The 21,477-nt window shown below is 70.6% G+C and carries 21 protein-coding genes and 1 tRNA gene; 18 read left to right on the forward strand and 4 right to left on the reverse strand.

Features of this window, described 5'->3' with window-relative positions; all coding sequences use genetic code 11:
- Positions 1–80: 80 nt before the first annotated feature.
- On the reverse strand, positions 81–650 hold the full coding sequence (locus ABD358_RS13695) for a GIY-YIG nuclease family protein (RefSeq protein ID WP_344631247.1): 570 nt from the start codon (positions 648–650) through the stop codon (positions 81–83).
- A gap of 149 nt (positions 651–799) precedes the next feature.
- Positions 800–1,039 carry a helix-turn-helix domain-containing protein gene (locus ABD358_RS13700; RefSeq protein WP_344631248.1) on the reverse strand — a complete coding sequence of 80 codons (240 nt, stop codon included), beginning with the start codon at positions 1,037–1,039 and terminating at the stop codon, positions 800–802.
- Positions 1,040–1,101: 62 nt separating this feature from the next.
- Here ABD358_RS13700 and ABD358_RS13705 point away from each other — a divergent pair, with 62 nt between their 5' ends.
- Entirely contained in the window at positions 1,102–2,805 is a 1,704-nt protein-coding gene (locus ABD358_RS13705; RefSeq protein ID WP_344631249.1) for a DNA methyltransferase, read from the forward strand.
- Positions 2,806–3,043: 238 nt separating this feature from the next.
- Positions 3,044–3,700 carry a PDDEXK family nuclease gene (locus ABD358_RS13710; RefSeq protein WP_344631250.1) on the forward strand — a complete coding sequence of 219 codons (657 nt, stop codon included), beginning with the start codon at positions 3,044–3,046 and terminating at the stop codon, positions 3,698–3,700.
- A gap of 419 nt (positions 3,701–4,119) precedes the next feature.
- On the opposite strand, the gene ABD358_RS13715 is transcribed toward ABD358_RS13710, so the two are convergent.
- Positions 4,120–4,860 carry a GntR family transcriptional regulator gene (locus ABD358_RS13715; RefSeq protein ID WP_344631251.1) on the reverse strand — a complete coding sequence of 247 codons (741 nt, stop codon included), beginning with the start codon at positions 4,858–4,860 and terminating at the stop codon, positions 4,120–4,122.
- 207 nt (positions 4,861–5,067) lie between these two features.
- Here ABD358_RS13715 and ABD358_RS13720 point away from each other — a divergent pair, with 207 nt between their 5' ends.
- The 7 genes from ABD358_RS13720 to ABD358_RS13750 all read left to right on the forward strand — a co-directional run bounded on the left by ABD358_RS13720 (position 5,068) and on the right by ABD358_RS13750 (position 10,367).
- Entirely contained in the window at positions 5,068–5,427 is a 360-nt protein-coding gene (locus ABD358_RS13720; RefSeq protein ID WP_344631252.1) for an SCO3933 family regulatory protein, read from the forward strand.
- Positions 5,427–6,797 carry an FtsK/SpoIIIE domain-containing protein gene (locus ABD358_RS13725; protein ID WP_425576324.1) on the forward strand — a complete coding sequence of 457 codons (1,371 nt, stop codon included), beginning with the start codon at positions 5,427–5,429 and terminating at the stop codon, positions 6,795–6,797. The genes ABD358_RS13720 and ABD358_RS13725 overlap by 1 nt, the downstream gene beginning before the upstream one ends.
- A 12-nt stretch (positions 6,798–6,809) precedes the next feature.
- Positions 6,810–7,004: a hypothetical protein gene (locus tag ABD358_RS13730; protein WP_344631254.1), complete on the forward strand. Its 195-nt coding sequence runs from the start codon at positions 6,810–6,812 to the stop codon at positions 7,002–7,004.
- Positions 7,005–7,272: 268 nt separating this feature from the next.
- The gene (locus tag ABD358_RS13735; protein WP_344631255.1) at positions 7,273–7,422 is read left to right on the forward strand and encodes a hypothetical protein; all 150 of its coding nucleotides are present in this window, start codon (positions 7,273–7,275) and stop codon (positions 7,420–7,422) included.
- The gene (locus ABD358_RS13740; protein ID WP_344631256.1) at positions 7,419–8,795 is read left to right on the forward strand and encodes a replication initiator; all 1,377 of its coding nucleotides are present in this window, start codon (positions 7,419–7,421) and stop codon (positions 8,793–8,795) included. The genes ABD358_RS13735 and ABD358_RS13740 overlap by 4 nt, the downstream gene beginning before the upstream one ends.
- A complete protein-coding gene (locus ABD358_RS13745; protein WP_344631257.1) occupies positions 8,785–8,994 on the forward strand; it encodes a helix-turn-helix transcriptional regulator in 210 nt (69 codons plus the stop codon). Before ABD358_RS13740 ends, ABD358_RS13745 begins: the two co-directional genes overlap by 11 nt.
- A complete protein-coding gene (locus ABD358_RS13750) occupies positions 8,991–10,367 on the forward strand; it encodes a tyrosine-type recombinase/integrase (RefSeq protein ID WP_344631258.1) in 1,377 nt (458 codons plus the stop codon). Before ABD358_RS13745 ends, ABD358_RS13750 begins: the two co-directional genes overlap by 4 nt.
- A gap of 260 nt (positions 10,368–10,627) precedes the next feature.
- Here the strand turns inward: ABD358_RS13750 and ABD358_RS13755 are convergent.
- Positions 10,628–10,699 (reverse strand) — tRNA-Arg (locus ABD358_RS13755).
- 153 nt (positions 10,700–10,852) lie between these two features.
- Here ABD358_RS13755 and ABD358_RS13760 point away from each other — a divergent pair.
- From ABD358_RS13760 to rpmE, 9 genes are all read left to right on the forward strand, one after another.
- A complete protein-coding gene (locus tag ABD358_RS13760; RefSeq protein ID WP_425576325.1) occupies positions 10,853–11,290 on the forward strand; it encodes a response regulator in 438 nt (145 codons plus the stop codon).
- A gap of 63 nt (positions 11,291–11,353) precedes the next feature.
- Positions 11,354–12,163, forward strand: a complete 810-nt coding sequence (locus ABD358_RS13765) for a DALR anticodon-binding domain-containing protein (RefSeq protein ID WP_344631260.1) — start codon at positions 11,354–11,356, stop codon at positions 12,161–12,163.
- Between the two features lie 19 nt (positions 12,164–12,182).
- Positions 12,183–13,574, forward strand: coding sequence for a diaminopimelate decarboxylase (lysA, locus tag ABD358_RS13770; RefSeq protein WP_344631261.1), 1,392 nt, complete (start codon positions 12,183–12,185; stop codon positions 13,572–13,574).
- A 143-nt stretch (positions 13,575–13,717) separates the two neighbouring features.
- Positions 13,718–15,016 (forward strand): homoserine dehydrogenase, encoded by a 1,299-nt coding sequence (locus ABD358_RS13775; protein WP_344631390.1) that lies wholly within the window; start codon positions 13,718–13,720, stop codon positions 15,014–15,016.
- Between the two features lie 47 nt (positions 15,017–15,063).
- Positions 15,064–16,143: a threonine synthase gene (thrC, locus tag ABD358_RS13780; RefSeq protein ID WP_344631391.1), complete on the forward strand. Its 1,080-nt coding sequence runs from the start codon at positions 15,064–15,066 to the stop codon at positions 16,141–16,143.
- Positions 16,144–16,444: 301 nt separating this feature from the next.
- Positions 16,445–17,371 (forward strand): homoserine kinase, encoded by a 927-nt coding sequence (gene thrB / locus ABD358_RS13785; protein WP_344631262.1) that lies wholly within the window; start codon positions 16,445–16,447, stop codon positions 17,369–17,371.
- A 383-nt stretch (positions 17,372–17,754) separates the two neighbouring features.
- Positions 17,755–19,752 (forward strand): transcription termination factor Rho, encoded by a 1,998-nt coding sequence (gene rho / locus ABD358_RS13790; protein WP_344631263.1) that lies wholly within the window; start codon positions 17,755–17,757, stop codon positions 19,750–19,752.
- A 168-nt stretch (positions 19,753–19,920) separates the two neighbouring features.
- A complete protein-coding gene (locus tag ABD358_RS13795) occupies positions 19,921–21,054 on the forward strand; it encodes an LCP family protein (protein WP_344631264.1) in 1,134 nt (377 codons plus the stop codon).
- A gap of 160 nt (positions 21,055–21,214) precedes the next feature.
- Complete coding sequence (rpmE, locus tag ABD358_RS13800) at positions 21,215–21,439, forward strand: 50S ribosomal protein L31 (protein ID WP_344631265.1); 225 nt, start codon at positions 21,215–21,217, stop codon at positions 21,437–21,439.
- Positions 21,440–21,477: the final 38 nt, after the last annotated feature.

Consider the following 21,477-nt stretch of genomic DNA (forward strand, 5'->3'; position numbering starts at 1 on the left):
GCCCTACGCCACACCGCCCGCGACTGCCGCAGACCCCTGACCGCCCTCGGCCTCACCGGATGAACCCGGACAGAACGCGATCATGCAAGGGACCCTGGTTCCCCGGCCCGCTGGCGTGCCTGCGCGCGTATTTCGGTGAGTCGGGCGTGGAAGTTGTTGTGCCGGTTCTGGTCGAGGTTCAGGGGCAGGTCGAGTCTGGTAATCAGGTCGGACTCCACCGTCCACGGCTCCCGGTGTTCCACCCAGCACACGCGGGCGTGCTCGGCCATCCACCGGGTGAGATCGGCTTCCCCGTCCTTGCCGAAGGTCATGCGCTTGCCGCTGCCGACTCGGCGCAGTTCAAAGCCGAGCAGGCAGCCCAGGGTGAGCCGGAGCGTGGAACCCTCCGCGTTGCCCCGGAAGTGGTATCGCACCCGCGTACGCAGGTTCTGGGTGCTTGTCCGGTTCGCCATATGGCGCGGAGTGATGCCCACATAGAGGAGCTGCTCGGCAGGGAGGCTTGGAGACGGAGCCTTCGTGAAGTGCCATCCGTACACACCGGGGGCAGCGGGCACCGGGCCGGGGCGTGCCAGAACCTCGCCTGCCGACCAGAGTCGAGCTGGGCTGGTGAGCGCAGCAGCGTGCATGGGGCCTCCCAGAGCCGGCGACATACGTGATTACACGCTGTTAAATTTGGCGTACCGCTTGAGCTTGATAATGCGGTGCCCATGATTGCTCCCGAGGTCATGGGAAATTGCGTCGGTGGCGTAGACTCCCATGCTCAGGAACCAAGCGAAATCAACGTCTTCCTTGAAGGTCATCAGATACCTTCGAGTAGTTGTGCGGCATCGACCTTAAGCGCACGCGCGAGGGCAATAATGTTGTCGAGGCTTACGTTGCGCTGGCCTCGTTCCAACGAAGAGACGTAGGTGCGGTGGATCCCCGCAACTTCCGCCAGCTCTTCTTGCGAGAGGCCTGCCGAAAGACGATGCTCCCGCACGCGATGGCCGAACGCCTCGCGCTGCCGCTGGATGCGGAGTTTGTTAGAGGCTTGCGTCATGATGTAGGGACGCTAGGACGATGCAGACGATGGGTCTACAGACTATGAGTAACATTGGCGGCATGGCTGAGGAGATCGTGGTGGGTCGCGGCGACCCTGTCTACCTTGCGCACGCCTACCTGACGAAGGTTCCCGTACCTGCGATTACGCCGTTCATCGAGGCATACTGCCCGCCCGGTGGCGTCGTGGCCGACCCGTTCGCTGGATCTGGCATGACGGGGGTCGCGGCGCGGATCACCGGGCGTCGGGCACGCCTGTCGGACATCTCCGTACTGGGTCGACATATCGGGTCTAACTACCTAAACATGGTGGAAGGGCACGAGTTCACTAGTGCTGCACAGGCCGTCATCAAGCGGGCTCAGGACGCTGTGGGCAAAATTTACGAGGTCCCCTGTAATGGGTGCGGTGGGACCGGCCAGCTTGCGAAGACCGTTTGGAGCGTTCTGGTGAGGTGCGCGGGCTGTGAGAAGCCCGTGAACTACTACCACTCGCTCGAGGCCGCGGAGTGGTCGAAGTCGGAGATGGTCTGTCCCCATTGCTCAAACCACATTTCAAGCAGACTTGAGCGCGTGGGTGAGCAGCCCGTGGTCGACTACGTCAACTGCGCGTGCTCCCCGAAGCAGCGTGAGCAGCCAGCGGTCGCCGCGCCGAGCGTCGACGTCGACGGCCTGGACTTCCCCCACGTTGAGATTACGCCTGACCGGGAGATGTACCGGGCGTCTGCGCTGGGCAAGAGCGGCTATACGACCGTAGCTTCCTTCTATTCGCCGCGTAACCTACGCACTTTGGTGGCCCTGCGCGATGAAATTAGAGGGATTGAGGATCGCGCCCTAAGTCAAAAACTGCTGTTCGCGTTCACTGCAACGTTGACTCGGGCGAGCAAGCGGTATCAGTGGTCGCACAAGCGCCCGCTGAACGCCGCAAATCAGAACTACTACATTGCGCCGGTCTTCTATGAGTGGAACGTCTTCGAACTCTTCGAGCGCAAGACGACCGCCGTGCTGAAGGCTGATGAGTGGATCCGGGCGCAGGCGTTCACGCGCAACGTAGACGCGGACACGGTGCCCGCGGAGTACGTCACGGAGAGCGCTGCGGAGCTGTCCCTGCCGGACGCAAGCGTGGACTACGTGTTCACGGACCCGCCGTTCGGTTCGAACCTCTTCTACGCGGACATGGCCTTGTTCCAGGAAGGCTGGCTGGATGGCTTCACGGACGTCGGTAAGGAAGCGGTGATCGATCGCTCCACCGGCACGAAGCGCACGGCGGGCCGCTACGAGGCGCTGCTGACGGAGTCCCTCAAACAGTGCCGCCGCATCCTGAAGCCTGGCGGACGCGTCTCGATGGTCTTCGGTAACTCATCGGGAAAGATCTGGGCAGTAGTCCAGCGAGCAATCGCAGCAGCCGGCCTGCGAATCGAGCCGGAGAAAATTGCTATCCTGAACAAGGGGCAGCGCTCCGTGAAAGGGCTGGCCTCTGGCTTTGAGCACGTCGCTACACTCGACCTTGTCCTGACGATGGTTGCGCAGGACGACGCCGAGGCTTCTTTCAAGCAGCCGACGGCTGAGGCCGTTGCTGCGGCGACGCGCGAGCTGGTTGGCGCTGCTGGCCCTGCCTCCCCAAGCCATCTATATCTGGAGCTGCTCCGCCGCGCGCTTCGAGAGGGATGGAGCGTCGCGGACCTCAACCTGCAGACGGTGACGGCAACGCTGCTGGGTGACGGGTGGAGCATCGATCCGAAGACGGGCCTATTGGTTGAGCCAGAGTAGGCGCTTCGAGCAGCCAGAAGGCGGCTGCCATCTCAACAACGGGTGGCGCCCTACTCGAAGGTCAGCCGGTGGCCGCTCTTGCATCTGGGCACTTACTCAGACGCCCAGGCCAGCGCCCGGATCAGGTGGAAGCCCGTACGCCACCCTGCGCATTCGAACGCCGGACTCTCACGTTCCGCATTCGTCATGTTACTTATAGTCTGTAGACATTGATATAGGTGCGGGTGACTGTTCCTATGTGACTGATCATCAACCCACCCCAAGCCAGAGAGACTCAGAAGACCAGGGGGCTCTGCTTCGCCCGCAAGGTGACATTCGCAAGATCGTTGAACTGGGTCTACAGCTTCAGATGCGCGCCTCGGAGCGGCATATCCATAACGTGTTTGATGATGGAGGATACAAGGAACTGCTGCTGCTTGAATTGTTCAACCTCACCAAGGGAGGGGGGCGAGTTGGGAATGATGCAACAGATGCACTGGGGCGTGAGTATGAAATCAAAACCGTTGCAAGATTGAATTTCAAAGGTGAGCGCAAGAAGAGTCTTAGTATTACTACGGAACATACGCTCACTCTCGACAACATTGATCGCTACAGGTCGGTTCACCTCTGGATCGTTGCGGTTTTCGACCAATCGACTCCAGAAGCTATCTATGAAATCCATCCGAGCAGACTGGAGCCTTATTTTTCCCAGTGGGAAGCGGCGCTCCGGAAGCAAATCGAGATTGATTCCCGTCGAGGCGGAGGTGCGCGCCCTCACCTCAACAATCCCAAAATTCCTCTGAACTTTGTTGCCCGTCATGGTGTAAGGGTTTGGCCCCCGGGTGGGCCCGATCAGGTCATGCTTCCGAGTTATGTTCAGGAAGGACTCGAGGAAGCACAAGAACTCGCCGAGTGAGCTTTTTATCAAGAAAACCCTGGACTTCCGAAGTCTGCGGCACGGGAGAGGCGCCGTCATAGCGAAGGTCGGCGGAGCGGCTTTGGGGTGGAGCTGCCTTGGGGCGAGAGATCGGGGGCCCGTACGCTGGCCCGCGAAATCGGGCTGGTTCCTCGCCTGCCCGCAAGTGCCCGATCTGGGCCCCCGATCTTCGAGGCTCGCCCCAAGGTGGCTCCGTAAAGCCGCGGAGCCGACCGGCCCCAGCCACCGACCAGCCCTGACAGCAACCACGGGTGCTCGCTGCTGGTGCGCGGCCGGCGGGCGCCGGGCGGAGCGGGGCGAAGACTGGAGCGGCGGCCCGGCGGGGAGCCGGGCCGCGCGCGGCGAGCGGCAGCGAGCCGCACTTGATGTTGTAGAGAAAAGTTGAGCCAGGCGGGGGCTCAGAGGGGATAGGAGAGCTCCAAGTCGTCGCCTGGGAGGTGGAACTCCTCCAGGGCAAGCGGCTTGTCATCCGCACTGAGCGTGACGCGGAGGATCTGGAACATCGGGACGCCATCCGGTAGACGGAGGGCTTGGGCCTGGTCCGGGAGTGGCATGCGGGTGCGGACGTACTCGGTGAAGTGCAGTTCGTGGCCGAGTTCCGCAAGAGCCGAGTAGAGGTGCGGTGCCGGGGGCGGGGCCTGCTCCTCGAACTTCGTGCCCAGCAGGACGGAGAACGGCACGTAGGTGCGGCGGAGTTGGCGGAGGCGCCCCCGGTCGGCTGTCTGCAACGCGTCGTAGGTGTACATCGGTTCGCCCGGCGGGATGCGGAGGAGATCGGCCAGGGCGAGCGGGGCATCCGTGCGAGTGGCTACGGGCTCCTCGGCGTCGTCCCAGCGGAGGCCGTCGGCCTCGACGTATCGGCCGTCCGGCTCCCGGCGTACGCCGCGCGGGCGCGTGAGGCTGGGGCGGCTGTGCGGGGAGCGGACGAACATCCCCCGGCCCATCATCACCTCGACCAGACCGGCGGCCCGTAGCTCCGCGATCCCCTGGCGGACCGTCGGGCGCGTCACCCCGTACTGCTTGGCGAGCGATTCCTCCGAGGGGAGGGGCTGGCCGGCCGGGTACGTGCCACTGAGGATGCCTTCCCGCAGGTGGTCGGCAATCTGCTTGTACCGGGGCTTCGGCTTCTCGACCGGCATCGGTGGCCTCCTCGGCGGTGCTCACTCCTCCGCGTTCCGATGCGGAGACGAATCGTCCCCGTACGGGGACGGGGACAGCGTCTCTCACAACCAACCAGCTTGACAACCCGTACTACGGGTCCCACTCTGGACTCCGCACCCGTAGTACGGGTGGAAGTCACCCCGAAGGACGGCCCTTCGGATGCCGAGAGACAAGGAGTTCAAGCAGTGGTAGCCCTACCGATCGATACGGCGAAGTTCACCGGGATCATCTGCGCCGTCCCTCCGTCCCCGCGCGTGGCGAACCGGGAGACCGGACAGCTCCGCGTGGACCGGGAGACCGGCAAGACCGTCTACCAGGTCGGTCTCTGCCTGATGGCCGGTACGTCGGCCGACGTGGTGACGGTGAACGTCCCCGGTGAGCCGGTCGGCGTGCAGAACGGCATGCCGGTCCAGGTCCGGGACCTGGTCGCCACCCCGTGGGAGAACGAGGGGCGGCACGGCATCGCCTTCCGCGCCACCGAGATCAAGCCCCTCGCCGCTCCGCCCACCTCCTCCGGCTCGGCGGGCAAGGGGGCCGGGCAGTGATCACTCTGGCCTCCACACCCTCCGCCGGGCAGACCTGGCTGAGCTGGTTCCTCGTGGCGGCCGCAGTGCTGGTGTCGGGTCTGCTCCTCGCAGGCCCGGCCCTGCGCCGCCGCTCCCCGGCGGCCTGGTGGCTGCTCCTCGGCTTCCCGGTCACATGTCTGCGGGTCGCGCGCACCTGGCGGCCGCTGATGGCCGGTTGCGGCCTGGCCGTGAGCCGCAAAGCCGCGCTGACGGTCGTCTCCGGCCTGCTCGCCCACGGTGCTCCGCCTCCCCATCCGCGGGTGCCCCGGCGGGGCGGGATGCGGCCGACGGCTCACGGCTTCTGGTTCCCCGTCCGGCTGCTCCCCGGCCAGACCCCGGAGGACTTCGTGAAAGCCGCTTCGGCCATGGCCCATGACTGGCGGGTCCACGCGGTGCGCGTCACCACGGCGGAACCGGGCGTCGTCCGGGTCACCGCGACGGCCCTGGACCCGCTCCGGCAGCCGCGCGTACCCCGGCAGCGCGGTACCGGTCCTCTCCTCCGCGTGGTGGTCGGCGTCCTGGAGAGCGGGGCACCGTGGGTGGTGGACCTGCGCAAGATCCCGCACTGGCTGATCGTCGGGGCGACGCGCTCCGGCAAGTCCACGCTGATCAATGCCCTCGTCGCGGGCTTCGCCCCGCAACCGGTGGCGCTGGTCGGGATCGACTGCAAGGGCGGCATGGAGCTGTCCCTCTATGAGCGGCGCCTGTCCGCCCTGGCGACGGACCGGGCGCAGGCGGTCAAGCTCCTCGCCGCGCTCATGGACCTGACCTCGGCCCGTATGGAGGTCTGCCGGGCGGCCCGCGTCCGCAACATCTGGGGCCTGCCGGACGAAGAGCGGCCCGTCCCGGTCGTCGTGATCGTGGACGAGATCGCGGAACTCTTCCTCGTCGCCAACCGCAGCGAGAAGGACGAGGCACAGGCGGCGGCCACGGGACTGGTCCGGCTGGCCCAGCTCGGCGCGGCCCTCGGCGTGTACCTCGTCGTCGCCGGCCAGCGGGTCGGCTCCGACCTCGGCCCCGGCGTCACCGCCCTCCGCGCTCAGCTCGGCGGACGGGTCTGCCACCGGGTGACCGACTCCGGCACTGCGGAGATGGCCCTCGGCGACCTCAACCCGGACGCCCTGGAAGCCGCCCAGACCATCCCACCCGACCAGGCCGGTACGGCCGTCCTCGCCTCGGCGGACGGCTGGGAGCGCGCCCGCTCCCACCTGGTCCCGGAGGAGCGCGCCGAGGAGATCGCGGCCATGTACGCGCACCTCACCCCGTACCTGCCGGGGCTGGCCGATGCCGTCGGCGAACCGGCGGACGGGACGGCCGTGCACATCGAACGACTCGACCGGGACGCCTGAGAGGGGAACGCCGTGCTCGTCTCCATGTCGGCCGTGCTGCTGCTGGGCCTGCTGATCTGGTTCCTGCTGCGCATCCGCTACCTGCGCTGGGCCGAGTTCCTGCTCTGCACGGTTTTCGGCTTCCTGCTCGCCAAGACGGCCGCCGAACCGCTCGTTCAGGCGGCCCTCGACGGAGTCGGCGGCTTCCTCGGCCAACTCCAGTTCTGAACCGACCCACCCGCGAAAGGAGGGGACACCCGTGCCTGCCCACAAGACCAGGGGAGCGCCGGTGAGCGCCCTCGTAACGGGCTCCCGACGGGGCGCGAAGTCGCCAAACCCGACCCCGTCAGGGCCCTACTCCATCCGCCACACAAGCAGTGAAAGGAGCACCCTCACCTTGTCCAATGCGCCTCGATCGCGCAAATCCCCCACGCCTTCGGAGTGTGAACTCCGGGAGGAGGAGCGGCCCACCTGCATCGGCCGTGAACAGGTCATCATGGCCGGTCCGGACGGCCGGGAGCAGCGGCTCTGCCCGGCCCATGCCGCCGCGCTCTGGCTGACGGAGCCCGCTCTCCGCTTCACCGCCAAGACCCGGCCGGAAGCCATCGCGGCCGTGATGCGGCAGGCGTTCGGAGGTCCGCGATGACGCAGACCCTCACCGCGAGCGAGCTGCCCGGCGCGGTCGCCGCGCTCGTCGAACGGGCCGCACAGCCGGACTTCGACGCCTGGCGCCGCCGCATCGTCCGCCTCGGCGGCTGCACCAACCCGATTCACCTCGTCGGCACCGGCGCCCTGGTCGACGCCGACACGGGGGAGGTGCTGCATGCGTACGGCTCGGCCGAACGGGGCGGACGGCTGCTGACCGCGTGCGGCAACCGCCGTACCGCCGTCTGCCCGACCTGCGCCCGTACCTACCGGGCGGACACCTACCAACTCCTGCGCGCCGGTCTGGTCGGCGGCAAGGGCGTCGGGGCGGAGGTCGACGGACACCCCCGGGTGTTCGCCACCCTCACCGCTCCCGGCTTCGGCCCGGTCCACACCCGCCGGGCCGGCGGCGGACGGGTACGGGTCTGCCGTCCCTGGCGGGCGGGGGAGCGGTGCCCGCACGGGGCGGCCCTCGACTGCCACGCACGGCACACGGAGGACGATCCGCGCCTCGGTGAGCCGCTGTGCCCGCGCTGCTACGACTACGCGGGCGCCGTGCTCTGGCAGGCGCAGTCCGGACAGCTCTGGCACCGCTTCGCCCTGGAGCTGCGCCGCGAACTGGCGCGCCGGGCCGGCCTGTCCCGTACGGAGTTCGCCGAGGCGGCGCGGCCGGCGTACGCCAAGGTCGCCGAGTACCAGCGGCGCGGCCTGGTCCACTTCCACGCCGTGATCCGCCTCGACGGACGCGACGGACCGGGGACGGCTCCGCCCGGCTGGGCCACGACGGCACTCCTGGCGGACGCGGTCCGCACCTCCGCCGGCCTCGTCCGGCTCCCGGCGCTGGGAGCGGAGATCGTCGGGCGGCGCGTGCTGCGCTTCGGCGCCCAGGTCGACGTACGGCCGATCACCGCGTTCGGTGCTGGCGACCGGCTGACGACACAGGCCGTGGCGGCGTACATCGCCAAGTACGCGACCAAGGGCGCGGAGGCCGCGGGCGCCGTCGACCGCCGGATACGACATGGGGCCGACCTGGCAGAGCTGCCGGTACGGGACCACACGCTCCGCATGATCGGTACGTGCTGGTGGCTCGGCGGCCTGGAGCCGTTCGCACCGCTGCGGCTGCGGCGCTGGGCCCACATGCTCGGCTACCGGGGCCACTTCTCCACCAAGTCGCGGCGCTACTCGACCACGCTCACCGCGCTGCGGCAGGCGCGGGCCGAACACCGCGCGGCGGAGCAGCGGACGGCCCTGGGCCTCGGCGACCGATCCATGGTCGCGGTCGGCCAGTGGCGGTACGCGGGGCGCGGCTACTCCCCGGAGGAAGCCCTCCTGGCCGCCTCGGTCCGGGAGGGCGGTGGCGTCCATGGCGCGTAAGGGCGGCGGTACGGAACTGCTCACGGTCCCGGAGGTCCTGGAGGAGCTGGGCGGGATCTCCCGGCGCACCTTCTACCGCTGGCGCGAACTGCGGGTCGGACCGAAGTGCATCCGGCTTCCGAACGGTGAGCTGCGCGTCCGCCGGGATGCCCTCGACGCCTGGGTGAACGAGCTGGCGGAGGGCGGTGGCGACGCGTGAAGACGTACAAGGTCTCCGTCTGGAAGATCACGGTCAACCGGAGCACGAAGAAGCCCACCTACCTCGCGCGCTGGGGCGTGGAGGGCACGCCGTTCAGCAAGTCCTTCAAGACGAAGGCGCTGGCCGACCGCTTCCGCGCCAAGCTCCTCCGGGCGGTCGACAAGGGCGAGCCCTTCGACACGGTCACCGGCCTGCCCGACTCCCTGAGCCAGGGGCAGACGGCGCTCTCGCTGCTGGAGCTGGCGGTGAAGTACGTGGATCACCGCTGGGCGGAGGCGTCCGCCAAACAGCGGGACAGCATGACCGACGCCCTGGCGGTCGTCGTCCCCGCCCTGGTCAAGCCGGTGCGGGGGCGGCCGGAACCGGCCGTGCTGCGGTCCGCGCTGCGCTCGTACCTGCTGCCTCCGCCCCGGCGGAAGCGGGAACGGCCCGAGGAGATCGCGGCAGCCGTGCGCTGGGTTGAGAAGGCGTCCCTGCCCGTGGCGGAGCTGACGGAGACCAGCCGCGTTCACACCCTGGTCGATGCCCTGGGGCGGAAGCTCGACGGCAGGCCGGCGGCTGCCCAGACGTACCGGCGCAGGCGAGCGGTGGCGTACAACGTCCTCGAATACGCCGTGGAACTGGAAGTGCTGCCCTCCAACCCGATGGGCAAGGTACGGCGCAAGCGGGGACAGCAACCCGTGCAACAGGTCGACCGGCGGACCGTGGTCAGTCCCCGGCAGGCGCGGGAGCTGCTGAACGCGGTGACGTACGTGGGCGGCTGGGACCGGGCCAGCGGCCGGCGGCTGCGGGCCTTCTACGGCTGCCTGTACTACGCGGCCCTGCGGCCCGGTGAGGCGCTGGGACTGCGGCAGTCGGACTGCACCCTTCCGGAAGAGGGCTGGGGCCGGATCGACCTGGAGGAGACGCGCCCGGTGGCGGGCAAGGCGTGGACCGACTCGGGGGAGACCCACGACCGGCGCGGCCTCAAGCAGCGCGGCAGGGGTGAGGTGCGTCACGTTCCGATTCCGCCGCCGCTGGTGCGGATGCTCCGGGAGCACCTGGAGGAGTTCGGCACGGCGGAAGACGGGCGGCTGTTCTCCAGCGAGCGGGGGAACGTCGTGGCGGCCTCCTCGTACTCGCGCGTGTGGAAGCGGGCGCGGGAGCTGGCCCTCGTGCCCGCACAGGTCTCCTCGGTCCTGGCGGCCCGGCCGTACGACCTGCGGCACGCTGGCGTCTCCCAGTGGCTCAACTCCGGCGTGCCCGCCCCGGAGGTCGCCGCGCGGGCCGGTCACTCGGTGGAGGTGCTGCTCAAGATCTACGCCGCGTGCATCGACGGCCAGGAGCAGGAGATGAACCAGCGGATCATGCGCGGCCTGGGAGAGGAGGAGTGACGGCGTAGGCCGGTGTCTGAGCGAGGGGAGCCCCGGAGAGATCCGGGGCTCTCGGCATGTCCGGGCAAGTGCTCCGCGAACGGCCCGAAACCGGGGCCTGACCTGGACGGAGGCCGCTCCCGGCTACTACAGCATTACTACGTGATCACTGACATCTGGCTGCCTTCGGCGGCATTCGCCTGCCTCCGGCTGCACACAGCGAAAAACCCCGCTCGCAGCGTTCTCGCTGGTGGCGGGGTCTTCTGGCACCTCGTGAAGGGTGCCCCCGGCAGGATTCGAACCTGCGCACACGGCTCCGGAGGCCGTTGCTCTATCCCCTGAGCTACGGGGGCGTGTCGTCGCCGATCCGCTGATCGCTTCGACGGGTAGAACACTACCAGCTTCCGGGGGGTGGGTCGGAACAGGGTTTCCCCGGGGCGGGCGGAAAGCGGGAAAAGCCCGGACGCGCGGGGAGGCGCGGGCCTACTCTCTGGGGTGTGCCTGGCGTGTCCGGCCGGGTCCTTGTGGTGGACGACAGCAAGGTCATCCGGCAGCTGATCAGGGTCAACCTCGAACTCGAGGGCTTCGAGGTCGTGACCGCGGCCGACGGTGCCGAATGCCTGGAGATCGTGGAGCGGGTGCGGCCCGACGTGATCACGCTCGACGTCGTCATGCCCCGGCTCGACGGTCTGCGGACCGCCGAACGGCTGAGGGCCGGCGAGCGGACGCGGGACATCCCCCTGGCGATCGTCAGCGCGTGCACGCAGGCCGAGCTGGAGGGCGAGCGGGTGCGGGCGGCGGGGGCCGACGCGTTCCTGGCCAAGCCGTTCGAGCCGGTGGAGCTGGTGAGGACGGTGCGCGGGCTGGCCGGGGCGCGCGCGGACCGGTGCCGCGGGGCGCAGACCCCCGCCCGTCCGCCGGTGCGGGCGGACCGGGCGGTGTGAGGTGCGTGTCATCCTTCGGAATACGTTCGCGTGTCCCCGCTCCTCCTCCCCTACCCTTGTCGCGTGACTCCCGCCCAGCTCTCGCGCACCGTGCTGCGTGCCGTGCGCCATGCCGCCGGAGACGGCGCGCTGGACGGGCTGTCCGCGGACGCGCTGGACGCGCTGCCGGAGCGGATCACCGTGGGCAGACCGCCCCGGCCGGGCTGCGGGGACTACGCCACCAACGCCGCGCTGCGGCTCGCCGCCGCGACCGGCCGGCCCGCCCGGCACGTGGCCGAGGTCCTGCGGGAGAGACTGGCCCGTGAGGAGGGCATAGCCGAGGTGGCGGTCGCCGGACCCGGCTTCCTCAACGTCACCGTGACGGGCGAGGCCCGCGCGGAGCTGGTGAGGGCCCTGGGGGAGAGCGGGGAACCCCCCGTGGCGGCGACCACCGACCCAGCGCGCGACGCCGCGCGCTGGGCCGCGGCCACCGGTACGGAGCCCTCGCTGGAGCAGCGGGAGGGCAATCCCCTCTTCCTGGTCCAGTACGCCCACGCCCGCACCCGGGCGCTGCTGCGGGGCGCGCGCGACCTCGGCTTCGGACCCGAGGCCGGGGCGGGCGGATACGCGTACGGCGATCCGCGGGAGCTGGCGCTCCTCGGGCTCCTCGCCGAGTACGGGCGGATCGCTGGGGCCGGCGCCCCCGACCGGCTGGCCCGGCACCTGGAGGCGGTCGCCGACGCCTTCCTCGACGTCCACGGATCCGTCCTGCCCGTCGGGGAGCGGAAACCCCGGGCCGCCCACCGAGCCCGGCTCGCCCTCGCCCAGGCCGCCGGGACGGTGCTGGCCGGCGGCCTGACCCGGCTGGGCGTCACCGCACCCGCACATCTCTGATGGAGACCACGAAGCGACCATGAGCCGTTCCGCACACCCCGCCGGGCCCCGTCACGCCGACGTGCTCCCCGAGGGGCACTACAGCCCGCCGCCCGCCGACCTCAACGCCCTCGACCCGCGCGTGTGGTCCCGTACCGTCACCAGGGACGAGCGGGGCATCACCACCGTCGGCGGGATCGACGTCGCCACGCTCGCCGAGGAGTTCGGCACCCCTGCCTACGTCCTGGACGAGGACGACTTCCGGGCCCGCTGCCGGGCCTGGCGGGAGGCGTTCGGCGACGACGCCGACGTGTTCTACGCCGGAAAGGCGTTCCTGTGCCGGGCCGTGGTCCGCTGGCTGACGGAGGAGGGGCTCAACCTCGACGTCTGCTCCGGCGGCGAGCTGGCCACCGCCCTGGCGGGCGGGATGCCGCCCGAGCGGATCGCGCTCCACGGCAACAACAAGTCCGCCGCCGAGCTGGAGCGGGCCATCGAGGCCGGGGTCGGCCGGATCGTGCTCGACTCCTTCCAGGAGATCGTCCGCGTGGCGCGCATCGCCGAGCGGCTCGGCAGGCGGCAGCGCGTGCAGATCCGGGTGACGGTCGGCGTCGAGGCGCACACCCACGAGTTCATCGCCACCGCCCACGAGGACCAGAAGTTCGGGATCGCGCTCGCCGACGGGCAGGCGGCCGAGGCCGTGCGGCGGGTGCTGAAGCTGGACAGCCTGGAGCTGGTCGGCATCCACTCCCACATCGGCTCGCAGATCTTCGACATGGCCGGTTTCGAGGTCGCCGCGCGCCGGGTGGTGCAGCTGCTGACCGACGTCCGCGACGAGCACGGCGTCGAACTGCCCGAGATCGACCTCGGCGGCGGCCTGGGCATCGCCTACACCTCCGGCGACGACCCGCGCGAGCCCCACGAGATCGCCAAGGCGCTGCACGACATCGTCGCCCACGAGTGCGAGGCCGCCGGGCTGGCGGTGCCGCGGCTGTCGGTCGAGCCGGGCCGGGCCATCGCCGGTCCGACGACCTTCACCCTCTACGAGGTGGGCACCGTCAAGGAGCTGCCGGGCCTGCGGACGTACGTCAGCGTGGACGGCGGCATGTCCGACAACATCCGCACCGCGCTGTACGACGCCGAGTACTCCGTCGCGCTGGTCTCCCGGACCTCCGACGCGGCGCCGATGCTCTCGCGCGTGGTCGGCAAGCACTGCGAGAGCGGCGACATCGTGGTGCGGGACGCCTTCCTCCCCGCCGACCTGGCCCCCGGCGACCTGATCGCCGTCCCGGCCACCGGCGCGTACTGCCGCTCCATGGCGAGCAACTACAACCACGCCCTGCGGCCGCCGGTGGTGGCGGTCTCGGGCGGGAAGGCCCGGGTGATCGTCCGGCGGGAGACGGAGGAGGACCTGCTCCGCCTGGACGTCGGCTGATCCCCCCTGGCCCCGGACACCGCCCGGAACGGGGCCGTCTCAAAAACAGAGGTCGACGTCTCGCATGCTGGATCGGCTGGGGAAACCGCCGACCGGTGCGTGAGACTTGACGAACCGGACCGTGAAGATAGCGAGGACTGATGATGCGTACGCGTCCGCTGAAGGTGGCGCTGCTGGGCTGTGGGGTCGTCGGCTCAGAGGTGGCACGCATCATGACGACGCACTCGGAGGACCTCGCGGCCCGGATCGGCGCCCCGGTCGAACTGGCCGGGGTCGCCGTCCGGCGCGCCGGACGCGTCCGGGAGGGGATAGCGCCCGAGCTGGTCACCACCGACGCCGACGCCCTGGTCTCCCGGGGCGACATCGACGTGGTCGTCGAGGTCATCGGCGGCGTCGAACCGGCCCGCACCCTGATCACCACCGCCTTCGAGCACGGCGCCAGCGTCGTCACGGCCAACAAGGCGCTGCTGGCCGAGGACGGCTCGACCCTCCACGAGGCCGCCGAGAAACACGGCGCCGACCTCTACTACGAGGCCGCCGTCGCCGCGGCGATCCCGCTGGTGCGCCCGCTGCGCGAGTCCCTGGCGGGCGACACCGTCAACCGGGTCCTGGGCATCGTCAACGGCACCACCAACTTCATCCTCGACCGGATGGACTCCACCGGCGCCGGCTACTCCGAGGCGCTGGACGAGGCCACCGCCCTGGGGTACGCCGAGGCCGACCCGACCGCCGACGTCGAGGGCTTCGACGCCGCCGCCAAGGCCGCGATCCTCGCCGGGATCGCCTTCCACAGCCGGGTCCGCCTGGACGACGTGCACCGCGAGGGCATCACCGAGGTGACCGCCGCGGACATCGCCTCCGCGCGGCGCATGGGCTGCACGGTCAAGCTGCTGGCCATCTGCGAGCGCGCCGCCGACGGGCGGTCCGTCACCGCCCGCGTCCACCCGGCGATGATCCCGCTCACCCATCCGCTCGCCTCCGTCCGCGAGGCGTACAACGCGGTCTTCGTCGAGGCGGAGGCCGCCGGCCGGCTGATGTTCTACGGCCCCGGGGCTGGGGGTTCGCCCACCGCCTCCGCGGTCCTGGGCGACCTGGTCGCCGCCTGCCGCAACAAGATCAGCGGCTCCCGGGGGCCGGGGGAGTCCGCCTACGCCCAGCTCCCCGTGAGCCCGATGGGCGAGGTGGTCACCCGTTACCACATCAGCCTGGACGTCGCGGACAAACCGGGTGTCCTCGCCCAGTGCGCCACCGTCTTCGCCGAGCACGGGGTCTCCATCGACACCGTGCGCCAGCAGGGCAAGGACGGCTCCGAGAAGGGTGCGTCCCTGGTCGTCGTCACCCACCGGGCACCGGACGCCGCCCTGTCGGCGACGGTGGAGGCGCTGCGCAGCCTGGACACCGTGCGCGGCGTCGCCAGCATCATGCGGGTCGAAGGGGAATGAGAGAGATGAGCGCCACCACCGCCAGCCCTGGCAACACCGCTCCTCGAATGTCCGGCACCCATCAGTGGCGGGGCGTCATCGAGGAGTACCGCGACCGGCTTCCGGTCACCGACGACACTCCCGTCGTCACCCTGCGCGAGGGCGGTACGCCGCTGGTGCCCGCGCAGGTGCTCTCCGAGCGCACCGGCTGCGAGGTCCACCTCAAGGTCGAGGGCGCCAACCCCACCGGCTCCTTCAAGGACCGCGGGATGACGATGGCCATCAGCCGGGCGAAGCAGGAGGGCGCGCAGGCGGTCATCTGCGCCTCCACCGGCAACACCTCCGCCTCGGCCGCCGCCTACGCGGTGCGCGCCGGGATGGTGTGCGCCGTCCTGGTGCCGCAGGGGAAGATCGCACTCGGCAAGATGGGCCAGGCACTGGTGCACGGCGCCCGGATCCTCCAGGTCGACGGCAACTTCGACGACTGCCTCGCCCTGGCCCGGGGACTGGCGGACAACTACCCGGTGGCGCTGGTCAATTCGGTCAACCCGGTGCGGATCGAGGGCCAGAAGACCGCGGCCTTCGAGATCGTCGACATGCTCGGCGACGCCCCCGACATCCACGTCCTCCCGGTCGGCAACGCGGGGAACATCACCGCCTACTGGAAGGGCTACACGGAGTACGCCGACGCGTCCGCCGGCGACGGCGCCCACGCCTCCCGCAGGCCGCGGATGTGGGGCTTCCAGGCATCCGGCTCCGCGCCCATCGTCCGGGGCGAGCCGGTCAAGGACCCGCGCACCATCGCCACCGCCATCCGCATCGGCAACCCGGCCTCCTGGGAGTCGGCGGAGGCGGCGCGGGACGAGTCCGGCGGCTTCATCGACGAGGTGACGGACCGCCAGATCCTGGCCGCGTACCGGCTGCTGGCCGCGCAGGAGGGCGTCTTCGTCGAGCCGGCCTCCGCCGCGTCCGTCGCCGGCCTGCTCAAGGCCGCCGAGCAGGGCAAGGTCGATCCGGGCCAGAAGATCGTCTGCACCGTCACGGGCAACGGCCTCAAGGACCCGGACTGGGCGGTGCAGGGCGCCCCGCAGCCGGTCGTCGTCCCGGTCGACGCGGACGCCGCGGCCGAGCGCCTCGGACTGGTGTGACGGAAGCGCCCCGTGCGGCGGACGCGGCGCCCGCGGGGTGACCGCCTCCGCCGCGGGGGGCGCACACCCGCGCGCGACACGCATCGTGCGCCTCCCGTACGCCCTGTGTCGCCACCCAACGGTCCTTGGTTAGGCTGGGAGTACGTTCCGATCTGGCGTACGGCATGTGCCAGAGGTCAGTGGACCGGTCCGGCTCTCGGCCGCGGTTCCCCCAAGACGCCACGTCGTGCGCCTCCGACCCGCATCAGACACACCGATCAGCACAGTTCAGCACAGTCACCACAAGGAGAGTCGTCGAGAGATGGCCGGTCCCGCGTTCCGCGCCGCCGCCGTCCGGGTGCGCACCCCCGCCACCAGCGCCAACCTGGGTCCCGGCTTCGACGCCCTGGGTCTGGCCCTGGGCCTGTACGACGACGTCGTGGTCCGCGTCGCCGACTCCGGACTGCACATCGACATCGCCGGCGAGGGAGCGGAGACCCTGCCCCGGGACGAGAGCCACCTGCTCGTGCGCTCCATGCGGGCGGCCTTCGACCTGCTGGGCGGCCAGCCCCGGGGCCTGGAGGTCGTCTGCGCCAACCGCATCCCGCACGGCCGCGGCCTGGGCTCCTCCTCGGCCGCCATCTGCGCCGGCCTCATCGCCGCCCGCGCGGTGACCACCGGCGGCGCCGAGAAGCTGGACGACACGGCCCTGCTGGAACTGGCGACGGAGATCGAGGGCCATCCCGACAACGTGGCGGCCTGCCTGCTCGGCGGGTTCACCCTCGCCTGGACGGACGGCGGCGCGGCCCGGGCGATCAGGATGGACCCCAGCCCCTCGGTCGTCCCGGTGGTCTTCGTCCCCGACCGCCCGGTGCTCACCGAGACCGCCCGCGGACTGCTGCCCCGCACCGTCCCGCACGTGGACGCCGCCGTGAACGCCGGACGGGCGGCCCTGCTCGTCGAGGCGCTCACCCGCCGCCCCGAACTGCTGCTCCCGGCCACCGAGGACCGGCTCCACCAGGAGTACCGCGCCCCGGCGATGCGGGAGAGCGCGGACCTGGTGCACCGGCTGCGGGCCGACGGAGTGCCCGCGGTCATCTCCGGCGCGGGCCCCACGGTGCTCGCGCTGGTCGAGGACGGCACGGCCGACAAGGTCGCGCGGCTCGCGGGCGACGGCTGGGCGGCCAACCGGCTGTCCCTCGACACCGCGGGCGCCGGTGTGCTGCCACTGGCGGGCACGGGCCGGTGACACGAATGTCGGCCCAGGAGAGGGGGAATGTTTGTTGGGTCCGGTAGTGTTAACCTCAAGTCTGCACTCGCAGCCTCCAGGGACTACCCGAAGGTGGCGCGGTGCTCTCCGTGATCCCCTGGGTACAGTCCCATACGGGAACACCCCTTCTTCCGGGAGCCTCCTGAACTGCCTGAGCAGCCTGCCGAGCAGTACCGAGCTCGCTCCGGAACGGCGTGATTGACGCACGTCATCCCCTCACGCCACTCCATGTATCGATTCCTCCGCCGTACATCCAGGCGGAAACCACCGCCCCGGCCCGGTCGGAACCAGGACCGCAGCCGGACAGCACAACCGGTCGCCGAGCCAGACAGGCCGACGCCCGCTCCAGGGAAGGACCCTTCGTGAGCGATACCACCGATCTGATGGGCGTGGACACCGCCGAAGCCACCGCGCCCGCCACGGACGCTCCTGCCGCGCCCGCCTCCGGTACCGCCCCCAGGCGTCGCCGCTCCGGCACGGGCCTCGAGGGCATGGTTCTCGCCGAGCTGCAGCAGATCGCCTCCGGTCTCGGCATCCGGGGCACGGCGCGGATGCGCAAGAGCCAGCTCATCGAGACCATCCGGGCCAAGCAGGCCGAGAACGCCGGGAACGCCGGAGGTTCCGGGAGCGCGGGTGTCGAGGCACAGGCCGCCTCCGCCGCCGAGAGCAAGCCGAGGCGCCGTGCGACCTCCAAGGCGCGTACGGGCGAGGACCCCGGGAACGCCGCGGAGACGTCGCAGCAGCAGATCGACATCCCCGGCCAGCCGGGCGGCGACGAGCAGCCCGCCGGCGAGCGCCGCCGCCGCGCCAAGGCCGACAGCCGCCCCGCCGAGACCCCGGCCGCAGCGGACGCGGGCGAGGACAGGCCCGCCGAGCAGCGCGGCGACGACGGCAGGGGCGCCGAGGGCAAGCAGGACAACAAGCAGCAGGACAAGGGCGGCAGCCAGACCCAGTCCCAGGGCAAGGGCCGCCAGCGCGACCGCCGCAACAAGAACGGCGACGGCGCGGGCGAGGGCCGCCAGCAGGACAGGCAGGACAAGCAGGACAACAGCGGCAGCCGCCAGAGCCGCGACGGTCGTGACGGACGCGACGGTCGCGACGGCCGCGACGGCCGCGACGACGACTTCGAGGGCGGCCGCCGCGGGCGCCGGGGCCGGTACCGCGACCGCCGGGGCCGCCGCGGGCGCGACGAGATCGCCGAGCCGCAGGTCTCCGAGGACGACGTCCTGATCCCGGTCGCCGGAATCCTGGACATCCTCGACAACTACGCGTTCGTCCGCACCTCCGGCTACCTGCCGGGCCCGAACGACGTGTACGTCTCCCTCGCCCAGGTCCGCAAGAACGGCCTGCGCAAGGGCGACCACATCACCGGTGCGGTCCGCCAGCCGCGCGAGGGCGAGCGGCGCGAGAAGTTCAACGCGCTGGTCCGCCTGGACTCGGTCAACGGCATGTCGCCCGAGAGCGGCAGGAACCGCCCCGAGTTCGGCAAGCTCACCCCGCTGTACCCGCAGGAGCGGCTGCGGCTGGAGACCGAGCCCGGCCACCTCACCTCGCGGATCATCGACCTGGTCTCGCCCATCGGCAAGGGCCAGCGCGGTCTGATCGTGGCCCCGCCGAAGACCGGCAAGACCATGGTCCTGCAGTCGATCGCCAACTCCATCACCCGCAACAACCCCGAGTGCCACCTGATGGTCGTGCTCGTGGACGAGCGGCCGGAGGAGGTCACCGACATGCAGCGGTCGGTCAAGGGCGAGGTCATCTCCTCGACCTTCGACCGCCCCGCCGACGACCACACCACCGTCGCCGAACTGGCCATCGAGCGCGCCAAGCGCCTGGTGGAACTCGGCCACGACGTGGTGGTGCTGCTGGACTCCATCACCCGCCTGGGCCGCGCGTACAACCTGGCGGCCCCGGCCTCCGGCCGCATCCTGTCCGGTGGTGTGGACTCCACCGCGCTCTACCCGCCGAAGAAGTTCTTCGGCGCCGCGCGGAACATCGAGGACGGCGGCTCCCTGACCATCCTGGCCACCGCGCTGGTCGAGACCGGCTCGCGGATGGACGAGGTGATCTTCGAGGAGTTCAAGGGCACCGGCAACATGGAGCTCAAGCTCGACCGGAAGCTCGCCGACAAGCGCATCTTCCCGGCCGTGGACGTGGACGCCTCCGGCACCCGCAAGGAGGAGATCCTCATGGGCGCCGAGGAGCTGGGCATCGTCTGGAAGCTGCGGCGCGTCCTCCACGCGCTGGACCAGCAGCAGGCCATCGAGCTGCTGCTGGACAAGATGAAGCAGACGAAGTCGAACGCCGAGTTCCTGCTCCAGATCCAGAAGACGACGCCGGCGCCGGGCAACGGCGACTGAGCGGAGTCCGACGGACCGGGCCCGGACACGGGCCGCGACACGGCGAGGGCCGCCCCACCGCACGGTGGGGCGGCCCTCGCCGTGTGCGACGGCGTCCTCACCGAACGGAGGCTCCCGAGTGATCTCCACCCGCGCGGGTACGCCGTGGCACGTGGAGAGGGAGCGGAGATGGCGGACGAGGACACCACCGGAGGGAAGGCACCGGGGAAGGCGGAGCGGTCCCCCCGTACGCGGCGGCGCACGGCGCTGCGCGCCGCCGTCTGGGGCACCGTCGGCGCCCTCGTGCTCGCCGGGGCCGGGCTCGGACTCGCCCTGCTGAAGGTCGACGGCAACATCGCGGGCATCGACATCGACTCCGTCCTGGGCCCCGACCGCCCCGACGACGTCCCCAACGGCTCGCTGGACATCCTCCTCCTCGGCTCCGACACCCGCTCCGGGGAGAACGGCCGCTACGGCCGCGACGACGGCACCGCCCGCTCCGACACGGCGATGATCGTGCACGTCAACAAGGACCACGACCGGATGAGCGTCGTCTCCATCCCCCGGGACACGCTGGTCGAGCGGCCCGAGTGCGCCAAGCCCGGCGGCGGCACGGCGCCCCCCGCGCGGCGGGCGATGTTCAACAGCGCGTACGAGGTCGGCGGTCCCGCCTGCGCGGTGAAGACGGTCGAGGCGATGACCGGTGTCCGCATGGACCACTACGTCGAGATCGACTTCACCGGATTCACCAGGGTGATCGACGCGCTCGGCGGTGTGAGGGTCACCACCACCGAGCGGATCGAGGACGAGGACAGCGGGCTGCGCCTCGGCGCGGGGGAGCACACCCTCGACGGCGAGCAGGCCCTGGCCCTGGTCCGCACCCGCAAGGGCGTCGGCAACGGCAGCGACCTGGGCCGCATACGGCTCCAGCACGCGTTCCTGCGGGCCTTCGCCGCCCGGGTCGGGGACACCGGGCTCCTCTCGGACCCCAAGAGGCTCTACGACCTCGCCGACACCGCCACCTCCGCCCTCACCACCGACTCCGCCCTGGCCTCGGCCTCCGCCCTGGCGGGCCTGGCCAGGGCCGTGGCCGACATCGACCCGGGGAACATCCGGCTGGTCACCCTGCCGGTGCGGTACTCCTCCTCCGATCCCAACCGGGTGGTGCCGATCGAGCGGCAGGCCGGGCGGATCTGGAGGGCGCTCAGGGCGGACAGGCCGATCCCCGCGTCGGTGACGGACGGATCGGTGGCGGAGAAGGCCGGCGGGAGCCGCGGCGGGGGGAAGTCCGGCGGCGGGGCCGCCGCGGAACAAGCGGAATAACACGCCCCGCCCCCTGGTTTTGGGAGGTGCGCCCAGTGATGGCAAACTGGTGCGTCGGTCCCGGTTCACGCGCAGGCAATGACCTTCAGCTGACCTCCGTCCGCCATCGGGCGCGAGGGGCCGGTGCGACCCGGAACCCTCCCGCAACCTAGGAGACACCTTGAAGCGCGACATCCACCCGGAGTACGTGGAGACCCAGGTCAGCTGCACCTGCGGCAACTCCTTCACCACCCGTAGCACCGTCACCGGCGGCACCATCCGCGCCGACGTGTGCTCCGAGTGCCACCCGTTCTACACGGGCAAGCAGAAGATCCTCGACACCGGTGGCCGCGTGGCCCGCTTCGAGGCCCGCTTCGGCAAGAACGCCGGGTCGAGGAAGAAGTAGCGACCCCCAACGCCGGTTCTCGGCCGTCCACCCGGGCG

Origin of the sequence: Streptomyces glaucosporus, from assembly GCF_039533345.1 — a bacterium.
Lineage (GTDB): Bacteria > Actinomycetota > Actinomycetes > Streptomycetales > Streptomycetaceae > Streptomyces > Streptomyces glaucosporus.